Source organism: Okeania sp. SIO1H4 (assembly GCF_010672695.1).
Lineage (GTDB): Bacteria > Cyanobacteriota > Cyanobacteriia > Cyanobacteriales > Microcoleaceae > Okeania > Okeania hirsuta.
Genome location: NZ_JAAHGB010000019.1, coordinates 1 through 19,968 on the forward strand (window position 1 = coordinate 1; position 19,968 = coordinate 19,968).

A 19,968-nucleotide genomic window follows, 5' to 3' on the forward strand; every position below is an offset into this window, starting at 1 on the left:
ACAGGAAATGATGGTTTTTTCTTGCGAGGGTAGCCTTCTTTCCTCTTCCCTCTTTCTTCTTCCTTCTTCCTTCTTCCTTCTTCCTTACCTTTGCTATACAAGACCGATGCTACCGGACATGATATTAATTGATGGAGGGGTTTGCGCTAATAATCCTGTTTCCTGTGCTGTAGCAGAGGCTATTAGAATATTACGGGAGTCTCCAAATCAATCTTTGGGAAGCGTAATCGATCAAATTAAAGTAATATCTATTGGTACTGGAGATCCTGCATCTCCTATTCCCTGGGAAAAAGTACGAGGATGGGGACTTGTACAATGGGGTTTGCGAATTGCAGATGTATTCATGGATGCACCACCTGATGTGCATAGATATGTTGCCGAACAAATTATAGGTGTGGGTAAAAATGACGATAAATCACGGTATATTCGTCTACAGTTACCCCTCAAAGACCCATTACTGGCAATGGATGATGCGAGGGAGACAAATTTACAAGCACTTTTGAAGGAAACAGATCGTTATCTCGATCAGGAAAAAGAGAGGTTAGAAAAATTCTTAGCTAACTGGTAACTGTTGTCACTAAGAGGAGTGGGGGAGTAGGGGAGTAAGGGAGTGGGGGAGTGGGGGAGAAGTAAACATAAGAATCAGGAACTACACAAATTCACCTTGAAAAGCCATATGTAGGGGCGAATGGCATTCGCCCTCACCGATTATATGACGATCAACACAATTACAGCGCTTCCCGTTTTTATTAGGTACATCCACGCGGGCAAGATGCCCGCACTACATGATTTTCACCATTTATCCTGTACATTACTCCGGAGACAGCGGATTTGATATAACCAACTCCTACGCGATGAATAATTCGACACCGGAAAGCTAAACTTCTTTCCTCCTCAAAAATAACAGTAGTTCATCTGTAATATCTCCAGACCAATGTTCTTGAGGATAATGTGCAGCTTCTGCTAATTTAACTAACTTTCCATTTTCACAAATATTAACTAAATTTTCAGCTTGACTAATATCTAACCAAGGGTCTTTTGTTCCCCAAACAATTAATGTCGGTTGTTGCCATCCTTTAAAACCAGATTCAATTTCTGCCATTGACTTTTTTAAGTCTAAATTTTGCACAATTGCTGATACGGATCTACCAGCAGCAGAACTTTTTAGATAAGGACTACGATAGACGTCTAAATCTTCATCAGCAACTGTTAAACAACTACCTTTTTCTAAAGTTCTATCGACAAATAGAGGGTCTTGAACTAGCATATCACCAACAAAAGGTATGCCTAATTGTTTCATTTGCCAAGGTAATTTTGCTGTAGAAGAAAGTGGTGTATTTAAAATAGTTAAACGCTCAATCTTTTCTCGATTTTGCAAAGCATATTGTAAACCGACAGAGCCTAAAAATCCTTGAATAACTAGATAAAATCGTTCAATTTCTAGAGCGTCAATTAATTCTGCTAAAGCCTGAATAAAAGCTTCTGGTTTGTAAGAAAAATCTCGCTTATCTAACTTAGGGGATAAACCACAACCTATCCAGTCTGGAGCGATCGCTCGATAACCTGCTTCAGCTAATTCGGGCATCATAGCAGTCCAACTATGACTTTGAGCAGGAAATCCATGTAATAGTAAAATTGGCAGTTTATCTGTTTCCTCATCGGGTTTAGCTTCCCGGTAAAACCATTCTAGAGAATCGACTGTTATATTTTTTTTCTCAATTGACACGACTTTTTTATCTGTTGACTAATAAATGAATATGGTGATTATATCATTTGATAGACAACAGGGAGCAGGGAATAGAAATTTTCTGTTTACTATTTCTTAATCCAAGATTTTTTTATCTAGTTTTTCTCTGCTTTCTTGTGATTTTAATTGCCGTATAAAATCCCTAATTTCAGTGACTAACCATTCTTGTTCTCTTTTACTCACACCATAGCCAAAAGGAAGTATTTTTCTGCCTTCAATAATATCTGATGTTTTACCTCTACTTCTACGACTAAACATCCTATTTTTCTGTTTAATCCAATACTCATTTGGATAAATTTGAAGATGAATTTTACTGCTAAACATAGACAATTGAAAACAAGTTATGAAAAAACATATTAAAATTATAGGGTTGAAAGGAAATTCTTTTGAAATCAAAGAAATGCCTATATTAACAATATGAATAAATAAGCATATTACCAATAGATTTACAATTATACTTTGAGCTGGAATTTTAATAATTAAACTTGTCGATTTCTTTTCCAGGGTGATTCGACTTTTTAGAGGTCTTTTATTGGGATATTTAACTGTATAATAATCATCATAAACAATTTCTGATTTCTTACTAAGTACATTCAAAGCTGCTGTTGCCGACTGAAATCTATCTTCCCACATCGGTTCTAATATTACTTCTAACCAATCTGTAAATTCTGGTGAAATTTTCACACAAGAACGAAAATCTATTTTCATTCTTTTTTGAGGTAGTTCATCTGGAGAACGATGGGTTAATAAATACAATAAAGTTCCACCTAAACTATATAAATCTGAAGCATAATAAGCTTTTCCTTGTAACTGTTCTGGTGGCATATATCCAATAGTTCCGACAAAAGTTCCACTGAAAGACATTGTCTGACGATAAATATCTTTAACTGCCCCAAAATCTACTAAAAATACTTGACCATCAGGTTGTAAAATAATATTTTCTGGTTTAATATCCCGGTGAATTATTGGCGGATTTAACTGATGTAAATAACTGAGAATGTTCAAAATTTGAATCCCAATATTTTTAACTTGTATTTCTGTCGGATGCCAACCTTTTATCACCCAAGTTGCTAAGGAATTTCCCCATACTAATTCACGAACTAAATAAAAACATCTATCTTGTTCTGTATCAATATAAAAATAATTCAAATATTTAGGAATTTGAGGATGATGCAAATTGGCAATAACTTTAGCTTCCCTCTCAAAAAGTTCTAATATTTTCCAGTCTTTTGCTTGTTGAAAAGAAACAGCTTTAAGTGCTACTCGCCGATAATTTGTCAGGTCTTCTGCTTCATAAGTAATTCCCATTCCTCCCTGTCCTAAAGCAGTGACAATGCGATATCGTTGAGCAATAATATCATTAGGTTGGTGTAAGGTCATTTCAGTTATCAGTTAATAGTTATCAGTTATCAGTAACTCATGGAATAGGGAGACTTGATACCAGAAATTTTCGGTCATATTCACTATTTTATAGAAAAGTCTTTATTCTATTTTACCTCAGACTAATTCACGTTAATCTAAAAAGAGAATTTTCTAGTTCAAAACTGGTATTGAAGCTATTCATTCTGACTGCTGACTCCTGAGTCCTAAAAAATATCCTAGCTATTTGTAGCAAAAATTTATCAAATTGGTATAAGGTGGCAGAGAATTATCATTTCCCTTATGGGTTTAATACCCCACCGTCAATGGGGGCGATCAAAATTGTTTGGGGGACGTAGACGCGGAGCGGCCCTTCGTTGACTATCCATAAGCAATTTTCCCTCCTGACTCCTGACTCCTGACTCCTGACTCCTTCTTCAATAAATTTATTAATCATGCAAATTCAGATTCAAACATTTACTGTCCATAAAAGATTTCCTTTAACTATTAGTCGAGGAACTACCGCCGAAAGTAACAACATTTTGGTAAAAATACAACAAGAAGGTATCGAAGGTTGGGGGGAAGCTTCACCTTTTTCTTTAGGGGAAAAACCGCAAACTACAAAAAATTTACAGCAAACTTTAGAGCAACTTACCCCTACTCTAAAAAAGTTTACTCCACTTGACCGACAACAAATAGAACAAGTCTTGATAGAGTTGGAAATACCATCAGCCGCTAGAGCAGCTATTGATATGGCCTTGCATGACTGGGTAGGCAAAAAAGTCGGGTTGCCTTTATGGCGACTTTGGGGGTTAGAACGAAATCACATTGTTCCCATCTCAGTTACTATTGGTATCAGCACCCCCGAAGCTGCTAAACAGAGGGTGCGGAACTGGCTAGAATTTATTGATGCGCGGGTGTTGAAAGTAAAATTAGGTAGTCCGGAAGGTATTGAAGCAGACAAAGCAATGTTGATGGCAGTCAAAGAAGAAGCGCCCGCAGATGCTTTGTTATATGTAGATGCTAATGGAGGTTGGAGTCTGGAGGATGCAGTGAAAATGTGTGACTGGTTGGCTACAGTTGGGGTTATTTATGTGGAACAACCATTAGCTGCTGTTTTAGCGATCGCCGATCTACCTCATCTTTACAGTCGATCGCCCCTACCTATTTTTGTGGATGAAAGTTGTTTTACCGCTAAAGATATTCCCGTTTTGGCAGAAATGGTACATGGCATCAATATTAAGTTGATGAAGTCTGGGGGGTTAACTGAAGCAATGCGAATGGTTTATGTAGCTAAAGCTTGTGGGTTGAAGGTAATGTTTGGTTGCTATTCTGACAGTTGTTTGGCAAATACAGCAGCAGCACAACTTGCTCCCCTCGCTGATTATTTGGACTTAGATAGTCATCTCAATTTGATTGACGATCCGTTTATTGGTGCGGTGATGGAAAAAGGGCGGTTGTTGCCGAATGATTTACCTGGGTTAGGAGTTTGTCTGAATGGTGGAATGATTTAATCAGACTTATATAGCGCTACGCGCCAGGGAATAGGGAACAGGAAACAGCGATCTGTAATACCAATTTAAAAAAAGAATGTTACAAACAATAAGTAGTATTAAAATAATTTGTAGGAAATATCTATTGGACGAAAAAGATAAATTACTACATAAAAAATGGTATCAAACCTATTCATTATGACTCTATCCTCCTGTCTTCCCCTCCCAGGAGGGGTTAGGGGTGGGTTGACTCCTAAGAAATACCCTAGCTATTTGTAGCAAATATTTATCAAACTGGTATAGAAAAATAGCGATCGCTTGCCTAAAGTATGCGATTGCTATCTACAAAAATATCAATATTTTTCGGTAATTTTTTGAGAAATGTAACTGTTTCAAGAATATCTCCTCATAATCCACTTTTTTTGGGAAATAACTCACGAAAGTACAGTTATATAAGGTTCAAGCGATCGAATTGTCCACGGATCAAATACTCCTATTAGTAGTAAACTCCAAATAGTCGTAAAAAGGCCATGAGTTTCCCTATAATCAAGAATCTGATTAGCTCGCCAAGCTTCAATTAAAGGAAGTTTCACAAGTTCATCGAATGTAGCCAGGTTGATGTTTAATCGACCACGATCGTCATAGTGAGAAATACTTGGACTTGGTGGTGCTGGAGGTTGAATCCCAAAATCATCTTGCAACTTTTCTAATGCAGCACGAGCATTAATACGACCTGCACCCAACATTCCCACATACAAAGGATTGACCCTATCAACAGAATCAGCAGTCTCTTTAATGATAGCGATCGCCTGTTGAGGAGTGAGTTCTGGTTTCAAAGAAAATACCAATGCAATTAAACCTGCTACATGAGGAGCTGCAAAGGAAGTTCCCCAAGTGTATGTATAACTATTGGAGGTTGAGGTTGTATAAATTGCTGTACCTGCTCTCCCTTGCTCGCCCCCAGGAGCAGAGAGCGTCACACTTTGTTCTCCATAATAAGAATAGTTGGCTTTGCGATCTCCTGCTCCAACAGCAGCAACAGAACATAATGCAGTTAACTGGGGATAAAGATAGGAATAGGCAGAAGGATAGTGAATCTCATCAGGTTTTTGAGGCATTCCCAGAGTATAATTTCCCGCCGAACAGACAATTGCTACCCCTTGATTTTGAGCTGCAATTAAAGCTTGGCGAATACCAATATGCTCGCCATCAATACGCCAACTGAGATTAATAACCCCCCGTTCATTAGGTTGGAGATAGGTTAAACTCTCCAAAATTGCTTCTGCTCTCAAGCCATACCCTTGGCTCCCTGAAATCTTAATCGGCAAAATTGAACAGTTCGGTGCAACCCCTCTGACTTGAGAGATAGTAGCATTTCTCCTTCCCGCAACAAGACCAGAAACCTTTGTTCCGTGAGCAATATAGGAAGCATGGGGAGATAAGACAGTCGCAGGTATACCCCTTTCAAAGTTGAGATCGAGGCTTTGCCAGTCCGATCGCAAAGCAGGTACTAAATCAGAATGATTAGTATCAATTCCACTATCAATCACGATCAGAGTAACTAGAGGAGAACCAGTTGTAATAGCGTGAGCAGCTTCAAGTTCAATCAGTTCATAATTCCAGAAGCGATCGACTGCTTCAAAATCTCCCTCTGCTTCTGTGATCGGAAAAGAAGGATCAAATTGAAAATCGTCAAAACCTACTCGATCTGGTTCAGCAAAAGCCACTTCCTGAAATTGGTTCGCTTTAGAAATTACCCGAAGCACTTCCCGAGTGACATCGAAATCTTCAGGTTTGTGAGTGAGTTGAGCGCGGTAGTAGCCCATTCGAGGGCGAGGATCGACAATTTCTAGTCCTAACTCCTGAATAATTTCCTCACGTCGAGGGGACGAGGTATTCAAATGAAACCATAAATCTATAGAACCAGGAACTAGATAAAGTTTAGACCCTTGAACATCTCGCAAGACAGGGTGAACATTTCCTGCAAAGGCAGCTTTTAATAGATGAGCAGCTTGTGAACCACTCTCAAAATCACTATTTTCTACAATCCGAAATTCAAGAGTTTCTGGTATTGCTAGACTCTCAACATACCCTAACTGAGCAGCAGGATCTAATCTTTCAAAATCTGGTTGACGGGGGATGAGGTAGTATCCAGTTACAGGTTCTAAAATAACTTCTTTGTTGGCAGGTTTGTCAGGAAAAGACAGAGGCGGAATGACAAAAAAATAATCTAATACTGTAAGCGGTAAAGCTGTTGCAACCGCCAATTCTGTCATGGAGTAATAGGGTTTTCCCTGTAACACTATGTCAATTCGATCCGGTTTTAATTGAGGAATTTGTTCCAATTGATTGCGATTAACTCGGTTAGGATTTAATCGCATCTTTTCTACATTGCTTGAATTTAGGAGTAATTGCTCTACAGTTTCTGGATCGAGTTGAGCGCGACGGCTAATGTCTTCAAGGTTGATCGCTGTTGAGAGCATTTGACGCCACTGCACTATCGCTTCTATCTCTGTAACACTCAAGTCTAGAATAAAGCGTAATTTCTGTTGAGGCAACAAGCTGAATGTTTTTGTTCCGGTCATCTTATTTTTTCGACTTCAATTGTTATCAACAGGACTTAGGTAAAGGCACTATTTATAGGGGTTGTTAACTATTGGACAATAGTCGCGAGCACTATATATAGTGTATCTGCGTAAGTCCTAATCAAGATAGGTTCATATCAAAGGAGGTAGCATTGGTGTAATTAGATCAGGAGTCAAGAGTTAAGAGTTATATAGAATCCGGTTATATAATAGACCTCTCTGGAAAAGAGGGAGTAGGGAGTAGGGGGAAAGAATTAATAATTTATGTACGATAATTGATTTTATTTTTAATGATCACCAAATGTCTATTTAACCGGATTTGATTTAGGAGGGAAGAGAATTTAGAAAGATTTGGCAGTGATAGGATTTACGCAAAAATACTATATATAAAGTTTGAAAACTATAACGTTATAGTTATTGATACTAGAGTTGTTGGGAATTAAGCGAAAAAAATGGCTAAAACCCTTATTAGTCAAAGTTTACAGCGGTTTTTTATGCATAAGCTCCTGAAAAGCTTATATAGTAAGCCTTTGAGCATTATTCAATTGTTATTTCCCAACAACTCTACTATATATGTGGTCTATGCCTAAGTCCCAAGTGACTGAAGATAGAACATTTTTTTATGTTGTGCGGAACGCTAAACGCCATATCCATGAGACCAAGAGAAGAAATGATATTTCCCAATATTCAATTCCGTAACGGTTAAAACCCGAGGTAATTATCAATTATCCATGATCAATTATCAATTAATGAACGCCTGACTCCTGAAGCTAAATAGAGCGTTTCTACTCCTCCTGCCAAAACAGTAGCAACCGAAGAGCCACTTGTAGACTTGCCTCTAACTCCTATTTCCAAGCCTGGAGCGTAGCAGTTGACTTGCGGCATCTGACAGCACCAATTTAAGGGTTGACCATTAATATCTGCCGCTGAAACGGCAATTACATCAGATAAACGAGCTGGAAAGAGTAATGTCTCAGCACCCCTATTTCCAGCAGCTGCTAAAACCACACAACCTGCTTTGATTGCTTGACGCACCGCCTGAGTTACAACAGTTGTGCCGCGAATTCGTCCTAAAGGCATGATAATCACATCTGCCTTTTCGTAAACAGCCCAACGAATTCCTTTGGCTAAAGCTTCTGCACCCCTATGTGGGTCGCCTGTTCCCAGAACTTTTCCTACTAAAAGCACAGAAGCAGGAACCAATCCCCAAAATCCATTTGTTCCCTGAGCAACCAATAATCTGGCGTTTTTTGTGCCGTGTCCAGTGGGATCGAAAACCCCACCAGACCCTGTGAAATCTCGCGCTCGAATTTGAGCGCTTTGCAGTTGACTATCGGTTCCGGAAATCCCAGAGTCCAGTAGTGCGACTCGCATTCCTGCTCCATCCTCCTTGTTCAAAGCCGGATGCCAACGCAGTCGGTTTGGATGACTGCTATTAGAGGTAAAATGACGAAGGACTTCTCGCAGATCGAGTTGGGTTTGCGAGTTTTTCACGGGAGAAGGGGTAGAAACCATACTCAATTCTGGGAAAAGGGATCAAAAGTTCAGACTACGAGAAGATAGGACACTTAGGCGTACAACTTCCAGTAATAGTTAATAATGTAGTGACCGCCATGTCCATAGAAGTGAGCGGTACGAATGCCAGAAGTTGGGCTACCCCATTTGCCATTAGGATAATACCAACGCGCACCGAAACTAGGAACAGTACAACTTAGAACCTTGACAGGGAAAATATCATCTTTAAACAAATTGATGATCCAGCCGATCAGCTTGTCTACAAGCCAAGCTGTAATTTGTCCGATAGCTTTCGCAATTGCCGGCCCGACTAGAGAGGATAAAGCACCTGCTACAGCCTTAGCGATCGCCTTTTTGACATAATCCCGAATTTTGACATAAATAGTATTCAAAACTGAGGAAAGTCCTCCGTTATCTTTTTCTGCCAAAATCAGAGAAACCTTGTAAGCTTTCGGCCAATATTGACCTTCCCGCATATTGAACCAGTGATATTTCCAATGAGGAGAGTAGGTTTTTTGATCTCCATCATCAAATCCACCTCCAATAAATTTTTCAGGAACCTTCTTCGTATCACCAGTTTCATCGACGGAAACACCAGCCAAGGCAATTTCGTCACTTCCCCAGAACTCTGGGTTTGTTTCATCAAGACATTTAACTCGCGTGATATAAAATCCAAGTTTGTCTGTAACAGCTTGTTCTTCAAAGTCGTCTGAATCACTCACTCCGAATGGATCTTCTGAGTAGACAGGCCCCCAAACTTGTTGCAGTTTTTCTGCATCATAAACTTCGGAATCAACAGAAGTTTTAACAACCTCTTGAGCTGCTCCCTCAAAATCAGTTTGATTGGAAATTCTAGCCGGAAGTTGATCTTTAGGAATAAGCAAACCCGCATCGGTCATTTGAGCAACACTTTGTGGTAAGGTAAGAACAGGAGTTTTTAATCCCAGAAGTTTTTGGTCAATTTCGAGTTTCGGTAAGACATTTGCTTCTTCAACGCGATCTATTCCCATGCTGAGATATTCTTGGCTACTCAGTTTTCCGTAACGTCCAAACTGAATCTCTCGTATTGCTTGAGGTGCCATTGTCAGTTCGGTGGCTTTGGATCGGACACTGGCACGCTTCTCCTCATTCATGCCTTTGATGGCTTCTTGAAAAGTTGCCTCCAATGTTTCCGGACGAGCCTGTTGTTCTACATTAGCAGCCGCAGTTGTAAAAGAATACTTAGCTGCATCTAGAACATCATTGGCAATCTTACGCAGTTCGCTATTTTCGATGTCTGCAATTTGATCTGTATCAGAAACTGTAGGTTTCAAGAACCCAGGTTCTAGAGTTAATCTAGTAGAGTCAATGTTTGAAAAGTCTTGCATAATTATTTTCTCGTTGAAATTCTATTCTTGCGAATAATTTTTCTGACTTGAGTTGAGGCATTTAATTGTTTCATGCTTCAACCCTCTTGTTACTATTAACGGTTTCGCCACAGAAAATATTCCCAAATTTCTCAAAAATCTTTTTTTCAAAAGGTCTAGATGTAGATCAAAATTTTGCTATACAAAAGTTATAGCATTTTTATTTTCTGGGATATTAATGCCAATAGCATTTCTGCCTGATTCAATACTCAAGTATATGTATAGTGCGATCAATTTCTGGTTGTCCCAGATTTATAGTAAAGAATCTTGGACTGACAAGTCGAGGTCACTTGTTTATAACTCCCATCTCTGGGGCATTAATACCAATTGCGTTACTGTCTGATTCAACACTCAAATATATCTATAGTCTAATAAATTTCTAGTTATCCCAAGTTTTAGACTAAGGAACTTAGACTACGCTGAAACTTACTGCATAACTATGAAATTCCTGGAAATACTATCTCTTTTAGTTGAGGTATTAGTCTAAGTTGTGTTTCTGTTTGATTTTTTATAGTCGTCAATTACAACCGAAACTTCCTGATACTAAGCATTTCACAAATAATTATCAATTTTCCTAAAACTATTAGGTAAGTGCCACACAAGTTTAAATATTAGGACCTGTATTTTATGCTTTCTCAGACATTTGTAAAGACTCAAAGTCAAATAATCTTCAAACGAGAAGTTGACTATTGGAATCAATTAATTAATAGTTCCGAACACAGAAATATTCTCGAAAAGATTGCCCGCAAACGTACTTATAATACGAGCATTGCTTGGGAAGATGCTCTACAGATAGCTTACTTGAAAATTGTAGAAGCAATTCAAGCAGGAAAATTTTCTGGTGACACAATTAAGGATTTTTATCGTTGGTCAGCCAAAGTAGCAAAAAATTCGATAATTGATTACATTTACCAAGGGAAAAATCGATATTGCATTAGTTTAGACCGATATGTATCTGAGACAGATGTCCCTTTACTAGAAACACTATCTAGCCAATTAAATCTATGGGAAAATTTGGAAATAGAAGATTTAGCCATCAAAGCAGCTCAGATTGTCCAAAATCTTGACCAATGTTATCCAAAACGAAAGTACCAGGAGCTTTGGTTCGGAAGAGTTCAGGGCAAAACTCAAAGACAACTTGCTCAAGAAATTGGATTAACCCAAAGTACTATTTCTAAGCGCTGGAAAGAGCTAGAAAGTCGTTTACTTGAAGAGATGGGATTTTAACAATTAGTAGGGCGTTGTGATTATTCCTATTATTAACCAAATTTTTAGGTTAATTTGTGTTAATTTTATAAAATCTGGTTATACAGTAATCGCAAAATTACTTCATTTCTATTGAATACGAATTTTTAAATTCATGCTATTCAAACCTTTTCTTTCTCAATGCTACTAATGGTACTTAGACATTTTCTGGTAGGAAAAATGCGTCAAAGTCAATCTAGACAAGGGAATTACGTCGATGCCTTAAAAATGGCTAGAACCCCTGCTTCCATACGGATTTATGCCTTTTTGACGTAAAATCCTCTGCCTATCTATGCTTGAGCCTATTTTATAGCTTGATTTTGTGTAAGTCCCACTAACTCCTAACTCCTGACTCCTGTGAAATCATACAATAGACATCTCCAAAAAACTTTCTATTTTCAGCCATTGCCAAATATTTCCCCATCTCCCCATCTCCCCATCTCCCCATCTCCCCATCTCCCCATCTAATTTAGTTGCACCTCTTTTCTAACATCTATTAATACTTTATTGCCTCGAATCAAATTATACTGACTCTTCCATTTACCCAGAGCAAGTGGACGCTGAGAATTATTACGTTTTCCTGCATATCCTATCCATGTTTTACTGGCAGATTTAATTTCTTTTTTATTGTCTATAACCTGCTCGCCATTAGGAGCAAATAATTGATAATGCTCTATATCTCCAGGCAAAACACCGTATATTTGTACCCAAAATATTAATGCTCCAATATCTCCAGGTAAAACTGTGTCATAAAATTTGCCTTTCCATAAATCATCCATAGTAGGCGCCTCCCCAGCAAACCCAGTCCGAATAATACCAGTTGGTTTATAACTCAACGGTTTTTGCCAAATTGGGTTACGAGGAGTATTGCAACCACTCTCAGCATTAACTCCCACAAATGGGTCTACAATTTTTCCCTGATATCTAATACTCAAATGTACATGAGGAAAAGAAGCTAAACCAGATTCTCCTACCATTCCTAATTGAGTACCTGCTTCCACAACTTTTCCTGGTTTAACGGTAACACTACTATTGCGCAGATGGCAAGACTGAGTTTCCCAACCATTACCATGATCTATTACGACTCCATTACCGCATTCAATACCATCAACTGCTTCTTTATCTGCCTGATTTTTTACCCGTTTGTCAGGTATTCCATCTCGCACTCTTAATACTTTACCTGGAGCTACTGCTTCTACAGGTACACCTCTGGCCATTGTTTTTTCATCCGGTATAGCAAAGTCTGTTCCTTTATGACCGTCGTAAGTTTGCCGACCGCAGCCAAAATCTACTGCATTTGGACTGGGGTCGCGATCGCTGTACAATAGAATAAAGCAGTCTTTGTCTAAGTTACATTTTATGGGCAAGTCAAACTTGGAGTTTGGTATTTGAGCAATAGATTTGTCAATAATAGAATTTTCAAATAGTACTGTATTGGCATTAGCATTATAGCTGGCTAATATTATGACTAATATTGTGAGGAAGGTGTAAAAATATTTTTTCAGTTTCATAAGTTTTTTTATCCTCTAAAACTTATCATCAGTCTAACAATAGACAACTTTAGAACAGAGGGAGTAGGAGGAAAGAATTAATAATTCCCTTCTGCCTTCTGTCTGCTGCCCTCTGCCTTTCCTGATAAATTATCAATTATTTCTCCCTATTGCCTGTTGCCTGTTGCCTGTTGCCTATTGCCTCTCTCCTAATTAACATCAAAAACATGATAACCCCATGCAGGTAAATCCAAATATAAGCCTCGTGAAACCAAATTATCTCCCAAACGGTCGTAACTAATATCACTCATTAAATCTTGTAGTCGATATGTTTCACCCCTGAGACTCTCAAATGGCAACTGAACATAACATTGCCCTCGATCAGAAGCATAGTTAACAATTATCAACAACAGTCGCTCATCTTTTCCTTCCCAACTGAAAGCAATAAAATTATTCCATGTAGAATTTCCTTTCCATGCAGTAACACATTCAAGTAATTGCCAATTTCCCTCATGGAAAATATCCAGAGCTAAAGAATCTAATAATTGATGGTAAAATCTCTCTATGTGTGGAACAGTAGCTTCTTCAGGAGCATAACATAAGTGCATCGAAATTTTTTTAGACCAACCTTGTAACTGACCTTGATGGAAAAAATGTAAACCAGGGGTAAAATAAGCCAAAATGGCAGCAGCTTCATGAACTCTTAGTGGAAAATCTGCATTTGCCCTGGGTTCATCGTGATTTTCCATAAACCGTGCTAACTTACTTTGAAAATCAAGACCAGCATAAAGATTTTCTCTGACTGGAACTGCCTGCTGTTGATGGAGGCGATCGTATAAGCGTTTGTCATAAGTGTAATTAAATCCTCGCTGTTGCAATTCCCACTCCAAATCCCAATATACTTCTGCCATAAAGATCAAATCTGGATGTTGCTGTTTAATTTGGGAAATTGCATTAGGCCAAAACGGTTGCACTGGAATACCCCAAGTCTGCTCAAAAATATCTGGCAATATTAGCATTGCCATATCGCAACGAACACCATCGCACAAATGAGCAATATTGAATAATTCTGCTAACATCCCCTCCTGTAATTTGGGGTTGCCGTAGTTCAGTTGCAAAGTATCAGACCAACCTGGAAAATAGGGGTCTCTTCCATGAGCAAATATTTGGCTACCTGTTGGCAATTCTATTCGTATATAGTTCTGGGGTTCTCGTTCAAGATCGGCCTGAGTTCCGTGAACATAAAAGTCAGGATTTGTTTGTACCCAAGGATGGTCGGGGGCGGTATGGTTGGGAACAAAATCAAGCATGAGTTTTAGCCCCCTTTGATGGAGGCGATCGCGCAGTCGTAACATAGCTGCATTGTCACCAAGATTTTCATGGATGTGATAACCTGTTACCGCAAAACAAGACCCGCAAATATAATCTTCTTGGAACTCATCATCAAAAAGTTCTATAGCTTCCTTTCGCACATCAGGATTTGCACGAGAGATATCTCGCGCCATTATTCCTGTTTGCCAAACTCCTAAAAAGTATACCCAGTCAAATCCCCAGTGTACTATTTGGTCTAATTCTGGATCGGGAATATCATCTAAGGTGGCGCGACGACCAAACTTTTGGGACAATCTATTGAGCCAAACACGGGTGTTTATTTGATATAGGGAAGGATTAATCATATATTTCATATTTGAGAGTTTCAAACTATCCATAACATCATAGAACAAATCCCTTACTGGCAAAGCGATCGCTTGTTTTTCATCATCTTTGTCTAGAAGGTTATTGATGCTGTATCTAATATCAACAGGACTTACGCAAATTGACTGTTAAACCACCATCTGTAGAGGCGAATTGGCTAACGCCAAGCTCCGCTAACGCCCTCCCCATAAGTAGAGTTTCAGCGTAAGTCCCGATCAATTTAGTATTGTTTTAATACAAGGTTCCCATATCAGATCTCCAGTCAACCGTTTGTCACTCACCTTAAAGGAAGGTGTAGTTAATAATAAATAATTTTCTGTAAATTCAAAGAAACGTTCTTGGTTTGTACCAACCCAATTAGGAAATAAAGAGGCTTTAACATGATGAATTACTTTTTTATCCTTAATTTCATAGCTACCACAATAGGAGATATATGTTTCCATAGCGTTAGCTTTCTCCTGTGTACTTCCTCCCAAAAAATCTGCAGAGGAAAACTTGGGACGCCTTGCAGCCATAATTACCGTTGACATATATCCATCTTCTGTATACATTAGATATCCGATTGTATCTTTACCGTATGGGTAGCTTACTTTACCATTTACATCTTTGAGTTCAAAAGATACCAGTCGCCAAGTTCCAACAAATCGGTTTTGTACCATTTTAGTTCCTGATTTTGTTTTCCAGAAATTAATATATAGTAGAGGATTAGATTGTTGACTGCTTAACTTTCTAACTTGTCTAATTTTGACAAAAGAATAAGGTCTCGCCTTGGAAAATCAATGTCTAATTCAGCAGCGCCACTTATTTATTTTTTGGTCTGCGTTCATCCAACTTCCGATATACATCTCGCAACTCAACATTATGTTGGGCTAGAGCAACCAAAGTATGGTAAAATAAATCTGCCACCTCCGAAGCGATCGCCTCTTTCTCATCATCCTTACACGCCATGACTACCTCCGCTGACTCTTCCCCAATTTTCTTGAGAATCTTATTATCTCCCCCGGCAAATAATTTACAAGTATAAGAACCCTTCTGGGGATGGTCGCGGCGATCGCAAATCACATCAAAAAGCTGAGATAAAATATCCGCAGGTGGCTTGACAACTTCTCCATCCACCTGATGAAAACAACTCCTCTCTCCCCTATGGCAGGCAATATCTCCGACCTGTTCCACTCCTAGTAACAAAGTATCGCTGTCACAGTCGTAGCGTATCCACTGAATATTCTGAAAATGACCAGAAGTTGCCCCTTTATGCCAAAACTGCTGACGAGAACGACTCCAAAACCAAGTTTGCCCTGTTTCTAGAGTTTTTTGCAATGCTCCCTGATTCATCCAGGCCATCATTAACACTGTACCATCTAAATAATCTTGAATAATAGCAGGCACAAGTCCTTGTTCATTGTAACGAACCTGCTCCACTGGAATCGATTGACTTAAAGCTACTGGTTCGGAGGTAGACATAATTTGCCAAAAAAATCTATTTGTATACTCGAAGTCTAGGATATCTTCTGAGTATTTTCTGAATATTTAATTTTAAGTTTTAATTTATTTTTTTATCGCCTATATCATACCATCAATAAATTGTCAAAAAAAGCTTCATAATTCTCCAAGATTAACTATAAATATGCCCCTAGGGCAATGATACAATTACCTAAATATACATAAGGTTTATTTGAATTTGGTGATAACATAAAATCCCCCGTAGGGATTGAAACAAACACAAATGAAGGAGATTAACTTGGTAGTTACTACACTCAACACAACTAAATCTGAAGAAATTTTTGCAGCAGCCCAAAAACTCATGCCTGGGGGAGTAAGTTCCCCAGTCAGAGCATTTAAGTCTGTTGGTGGCCAACCAATTGTATTCGATCAAGTCAAGGGAGCATATATCTGGGATGTTGATGGCAATCAATATATTGACTATGTTGGTACTTGGGGACCTGCTATCTGTGGTCATGCTCACCCAGATGTATTAAATTCCCTCAAAGAAGTTCTGGAAAAAGGCACCAGCTTTGGCGCACCCTGTGCTTTAGAAAATATCTTGGCTGAAATGGTTATTGATGCTGTACCTAGCATCGAAATGGTCCGCTTTGTCAATTCTGGTACAGAAGCTTGTATGGCCGTACTGCGTTTAATGAGAGCTTTTACAGGTAGAGACAAAGTCATAAAATTTGAAGGTTGTTATCATGGCCACGCTGATATGTTCCTCGTTAAAGCTGGTTCTGGTGTGGCAACTCTGGGTCTGCCAGACTCTCCTGGAGTCCCTAAGTCTGTTACTAGCAATACCCTAACTGCTCCCTACAACGACTTAGAAGCAGTTAAGCAACTTTTTGCCGACAACCCTGACCAAATTTCTGGTGTTATCCTCGAACCAGTAGTTGGTAACTCTGGATTTATTACCCCAGATGCAGGTTTCTTGGAAGGGTTACGGATGATTACTCAAGACAATGATGCTTTACTGGTGTTTGACGAAGTTATGACTGGCTTTCGTATTGCTTATGGTGGTGCTCAGGAAAAATTTCAGGTTACTCCAGACCTAACAACTTTAGGCAAAATTATTGGTGGTGGTTTGCCTGTAGGAGCTTATGGTGGTCGCGAGGATATTATGTCAATGGTAGCCCCAGCAGGCCCAATGTATCAAGCAGGTACTCTGTCTGGTAATCCTCTAGCTATGACTGCTGGTATTAAGACTCTGGAGTTACTAAAGGAACCAGGTACCTATGAACAGTTAGATAAAATTACTAAAAGACTTGCTGATGGCTTATTAGCGGTTGGAAAAGAAACTGGTAACCCTATTTGTGGTGGGCATATTAGTGCAATGTTTGGTATCTTTTTCAATAAAGGCCCAGTTCACGATTATGAAAATGCCAAAAAGTCTGATTTGAGTAAGTTTAGCAAGTTCCATCGTGGAATGTTGGAGCGAGGAATTTATCTAGCACCTTCTCAATTTGAAGCAGGTTTTACTTCTTTAGCTCACACAGAGGAAGATATTGACAAAACTTTAGCTGCAGCAAAAGAAGTTATGTCTAGTCTTTGACATACTTCCGACGTTGCGCTTGAGCGACAACGCGGGGTTCTTCAACCCGCAAAGGAGTTGCAGTTTATACAGACAGAGGTGATGTTCTCCCCCTGTCTCCCTCAGTATAGGATGTTCTGGCTCTCCCATACGGCGCTGAATCGAATATTACAGCGCGGGACTTCCCGCGAGGAAAGTATAGCGCTACGCGCAAGTTAGAAGTCAAAAGTCAAAATTAAAAAGTCAAAATTAAAAAGTAATCTATGACGCTAGTTTTTCCTAGGCCAATGCTTCCCTACGGGATGCTACGCAAACGCAAATAGGGTTTAGTAGTGTCCTAACCTAAATCCGTAGTGCCATAAAAGTTTTCAAATGGGTAATTGATGACTTTATAAGTTGATCATTACCCATTAGACATCTCCACCAAAAGAGGGAGTAGGCAGTAGGGGGAAAGAATTGATATATATAGTGTGATAATTGATTTGATTTTTTATTATCGGAGATGTCTATTACTGATAGATTATTTTTTGGGAGATGAAGGCTCGAATAGTTGGCATAAAAGTCATAGAAAATGAAGAGAGTTATGCTAGTAAAACATCTACAATTGGCTTGGAAAAGTCTTGTCAGAATGATACTTATTTAGGTAACGATTTTCTACAGTCTTTTAAACTACTTCTTATATTTAATATTATGTCCGGATAATTAGTGACAAAAAAAACTTTCTCCTTTTCCTCCTCTGTTTTCTTACTTTTTCCTTCTTTCTTCCCTCCTGACTCCTGACTCCTGACTCCTGACTCCTCCGTCATTTATTTATAACTATTCAACCGGACATGATATAACAAATGCTTCATAGAATTTGGCAATGGCTAAAAAATTTATGGACAAAACTTTTGGGGTTATTTTCTCAGTCTCATCTAGATGTATCTGAGAACACTCAACCAACTTCTGAGTCTTTGCCCCCACTGACAGATACAGATTACGATTTTTTGTTTGGTCAACTATTGGAGGGTGTTGCCCAGGGTTGGCAGTCTGAGCGCGTGCAGAAATTTTTTGATGAATTAGGAGAAAGGGGCAAACCTGAACTTTGGCAGGAATGGTTGCAACGGTTTGGAGAAAGGTTATTAGTCTCCCCTAAACCTAATGATGAGTTAGCTCAGAGAATGTTAGGGTTTGCTGAATTGACGCGATCGCTACCTTCTCTACAATCTTTGGGAGCAATGGGTCACAACATTGGTACTCAACTTTTAAGTAGGGATGATAGTGGGGCGATCTGGGAATATGATGGACTTGATGTTGGTGTTTCTCCACCTCTACAAACATTTGTGAGTGAAGAAAAAGATGATGATGCCATGTCAGAATTAGTAGTTAAACTTCAGGAAAACCCTAATTTATTAGCAACAGTTGCCCAACAGTTAGGGGTACAAACGAGTGACCCTAGAGTAGTTATTCAGGCAATGGTTAGTCAGCTTGGGGTAGGAGTGGAAAATCAAGCACAGTCTGCTGAGAGTAATGCTGAAATATGGGCGAAGTTGGGTTTAGAGCAAGCTAAAGCAGGAGATTTACTTGGAGCAGTTGATAGTTGGGAAAGCGCTCTGACTCTAAAGCCAGATTACCATCAAGTTTGGTACAATCGTGGGAAAGCTTTAGTACAACTAGAAAGGTGGGAAGAAGCGATCGCTAGCCATGATAAAGCAATAGAAATTAAGTCTGATGATTATTTGGCTTGGAATAACCGTGCTGAAGCACTGGGAAAGTTAGGAAGGTGGCAAGAGGCGATCGCTAGTTGTGACAAGGCTCTAAAAATTAAGGTAGATTATTATTTGGCTTGGTATAATAAAGCTAGTTTTCTAGTTAACTTAGGAAGTTTAACAGAAGCTATTGGTTGTTATAACAAGGCTTTAGAAATTAAACCTAATTTTGACAATGGTTGGTATGAGCGGGGGAATGTTTTGAGAGATTTAGGTTTAATGGAAGAAGCTAATAAAAGTTGGGAGCGCGCTAGGGAAATAAAGTCTAATTGACTACTTTAGAGACTAAAGTCATAGAAATTCTGAGCTAATAGACATCTGGTAAAAATCAAAAATCAAATCAATTATCGTACAGAAATTATCAATTATATCAAATCCGTTTAATTCGGTATAAAAAAATGTTCCATCTTCAACCATTACCAAATATTTCCCCATCTCCCCATCTCCCCATCTCCCCATCTCCCCATCTAATTACACCGATGCTACCGGATTTGATATTATTTCCCCCTCCATACCTATTCCCTATTCCCTCTTTTCTGGAGATGTCTAATAGACATCTGGTGAAAAAGATATAGACTTTTTGCGCATAGTAGGCAACAGGCAACAGGGAAGATATTTTTAGGAAAAAGGTACGAAAAATGATTTAGGGAAGTGAATTTTACAACTCTA

General features: G+C 38.9%; 17 protein-coding genes. 5 read left to right on the forward strand and 12 right to left on the reverse strand.

Translation table 11 applies throughout. The features are described 5' to 3' along the window. Positions 1-118: 118 nt before the first annotated feature. Complete coding sequence (locus F6K06_RS15285; protein ID WP_192901291.1) at positions 119-568, forward strand: patatin-like phospholipase family protein; 450 nt, start codon at positions 119-121, stop codon at positions 566-568. A gap of 309 nt (positions 569-877) precedes the next feature. On the opposite strand, the gene F6K06_RS15290 is transcribed toward F6K06_RS15285, so the two are convergent. From F6K06_RS15290 to F6K06_RS15300, 3 genes are all read right to left on the reverse strand, one after another. Continuing rightward, entirely contained in the window at positions 878-1,726 is an 849-nt protein-coding gene (locus F6K06_RS15290; RefSeq protein ID WP_124155064.1) for an alpha/beta fold hydrolase, read from the reverse strand. A 96-nt stretch (positions 1,727-1,822) separates the two neighbouring features. Then, positions 1,823-3,127, reverse strand: coding sequence for a serine/threonine-protein kinase (locus tag F6K06_RS15295; RefSeq protein WP_124155065.1), 1,305 nt, complete (start codon positions 3,125-3,127; stop codon positions 1,823-1,825). 280 nt (positions 3,128-3,407) lie between these two features. Beyond that, positions 3,408-3,563 (reverse strand): hypothetical protein, encoded by a 156-nt coding sequence (locus tag F6K06_RS15300; RefSeq protein ID WP_161564342.1) that lies wholly within the window; start codon positions 3,561-3,563, stop codon positions 3,408-3,410. Here F6K06_RS15300 and F6K06_RS15305 point away from each other — a divergent pair. Then, positions 3,562-4,620, forward strand: a complete 1,059-nt coding sequence (locus tag F6K06_RS15305; RefSeq protein WP_287242046.1) for a dipeptide epimerase — start codon at positions 3,562-3,564, stop codon at positions 4,618-4,620. The genes F6K06_RS15300 and F6K06_RS15305 overlap by 2 nt on opposite strands. Positions 4,621-5,033: 413 nt before the next feature. On the opposite strand, the gene F6K06_RS15310 is transcribed toward F6K06_RS15305, so the two are convergent. The 3 genes from F6K06_RS15310 to F6K06_RS15320 form a co-directional block, all read right to left on the reverse strand. Further along, complete coding sequence (locus F6K06_RS15310; protein ID WP_287242044.1) at positions 5,034-7,184, reverse strand: S8 family serine peptidase; 2,151 nt, start codon at positions 7,182-7,184, stop codon at positions 5,034-5,036. A 735-nt stretch (positions 7,185-7,919) separates the two neighbouring features. After that, positions 7,920-8,699, reverse strand: a complete 780-nt coding sequence (locus F6K06_RS15315) for a S8 family serine peptidase (RefSeq protein ID WP_287242041.1) — start codon at positions 8,697-8,699, stop codon at positions 7,920-7,922. 53 nt (positions 8,700-8,752) lie between these two features. Further along, entirely contained in the window at positions 8,753-10,066 is a 1,314-nt protein-coding gene (locus F6K06_RS15320) for a hypothetical protein (RefSeq protein ID WP_287242038.1), read from the reverse strand. Positions 10,067-10,732: 666 nt separating this feature from the next. Between F6K06_RS15320 and F6K06_RS15325 the strand changes: the two genes are divergently transcribed. After that, positions 10,733-11,332, forward strand: a complete 600-nt coding sequence (locus F6K06_RS15325; protein WP_287242035.1) for a sigma-70 family RNA polymerase sigma factor — start codon at positions 10,733-10,735, stop codon at positions 11,330-11,332. A gap of 482 nt (positions 11,333-11,814) precedes the next feature. On the opposite strand, the gene F6K06_RS15330 is transcribed toward F6K06_RS15325, so the two are convergent. From F6K06_RS15330 to hisIE, 4 genes are all read right to left on the reverse strand, one after another. After that, entirely contained in the window at positions 11,815-12,861 is a 1,047-nt protein-coding gene (locus F6K06_RS15330; RefSeq protein WP_124155071.1) for a M23 family metallopeptidase, read from the reverse strand. A gap of 188 nt (positions 12,862-13,049) precedes the next feature. Next, on the reverse strand, positions 13,050-14,516 hold the full coding sequence (locus tag F6K06_RS15335) for an alpha-amylase family glycosyl hydrolase (RefSeq protein ID WP_124147271.1): 1,467 nt from the start codon (positions 14,514-14,516) through the stop codon (positions 13,050-13,052). A 234-nt stretch (positions 14,517-14,750) separates the two neighbouring features. Then, positions 14,751-15,194, reverse strand: a complete 444-nt coding sequence (locus tag F6K06_RS15340) for a lipocalin-like domain-containing protein (protein ID WP_124147270.1) — start codon at positions 15,192-15,194, stop codon at positions 14,751-14,753. Between the two features lie 142 nt (positions 15,195-15,336). Continuing rightward, positions 15,337-15,996 (reverse strand): bifunctional phosphoribosyl-AMP cyclohydrolase/phosphoribosyl-ATP diphosphatase HisIE, encoded by a 660-nt coding sequence (gene hisIE / locus F6K06_RS15345; protein ID WP_124147269.1) that lies wholly within the window; start codon positions 15,994-15,996, stop codon positions 15,337-15,339. Positions 15,997-16,273: 277 nt separating this feature from the next. On the opposite strand from hisIE, the gene hemL reads away from it, so the two are divergent. Then, on the forward strand, positions 16,274-17,572 hold the full coding sequence (hemL, locus tag F6K06_RS15350; RefSeq protein ID WP_287242029.1) for a glutamate-1-semialdehyde 2,1-aminomutase: 1,299 nt from the start codon (positions 16,274-16,276) through the stop codon (positions 17,570-17,572). A 614-nt stretch (positions 17,573-18,186) separates the two neighbouring features. On the opposite strand, the gene F6K06_RS15355 is transcribed toward hemL, so the two are convergent. Further along, positions 18,187-18,357, reverse strand: a complete 171-nt coding sequence (locus F6K06_RS15355; RefSeq protein ID WP_161565019.1) for a hypothetical protein — start codon at positions 18,355-18,357, stop codon at positions 18,187-18,189. A 36-nt stretch (positions 18,358-18,393) separates the two neighbouring features. Here F6K06_RS15355 and F6K06_RS15360 point away from each other — a divergent pair, with 36 nt between their 5' ends. Next, on the forward strand, positions 18,394-19,572 hold the full coding sequence (locus F6K06_RS15360; RefSeq protein ID WP_287242027.1) for a tetratricopeptide repeat protein: 1,179 nt from the start codon (positions 18,394-18,396) through the stop codon (positions 19,570-19,572). Positions 19,573-19,708: 136 nt separating this feature from the next. Here the strand turns inward: F6K06_RS15360 and F6K06_RS15365 are convergent, their stop codons facing one another. Then, positions 19,709-19,903 (reverse strand): hypothetical protein, encoded by a 195-nt coding sequence (locus F6K06_RS15365; protein WP_124147266.1) that lies wholly within the window; start codon positions 19,901-19,903, stop codon positions 19,709-19,711. Positions 19,904-19,968 lie beyond the last annotated feature (65 nt).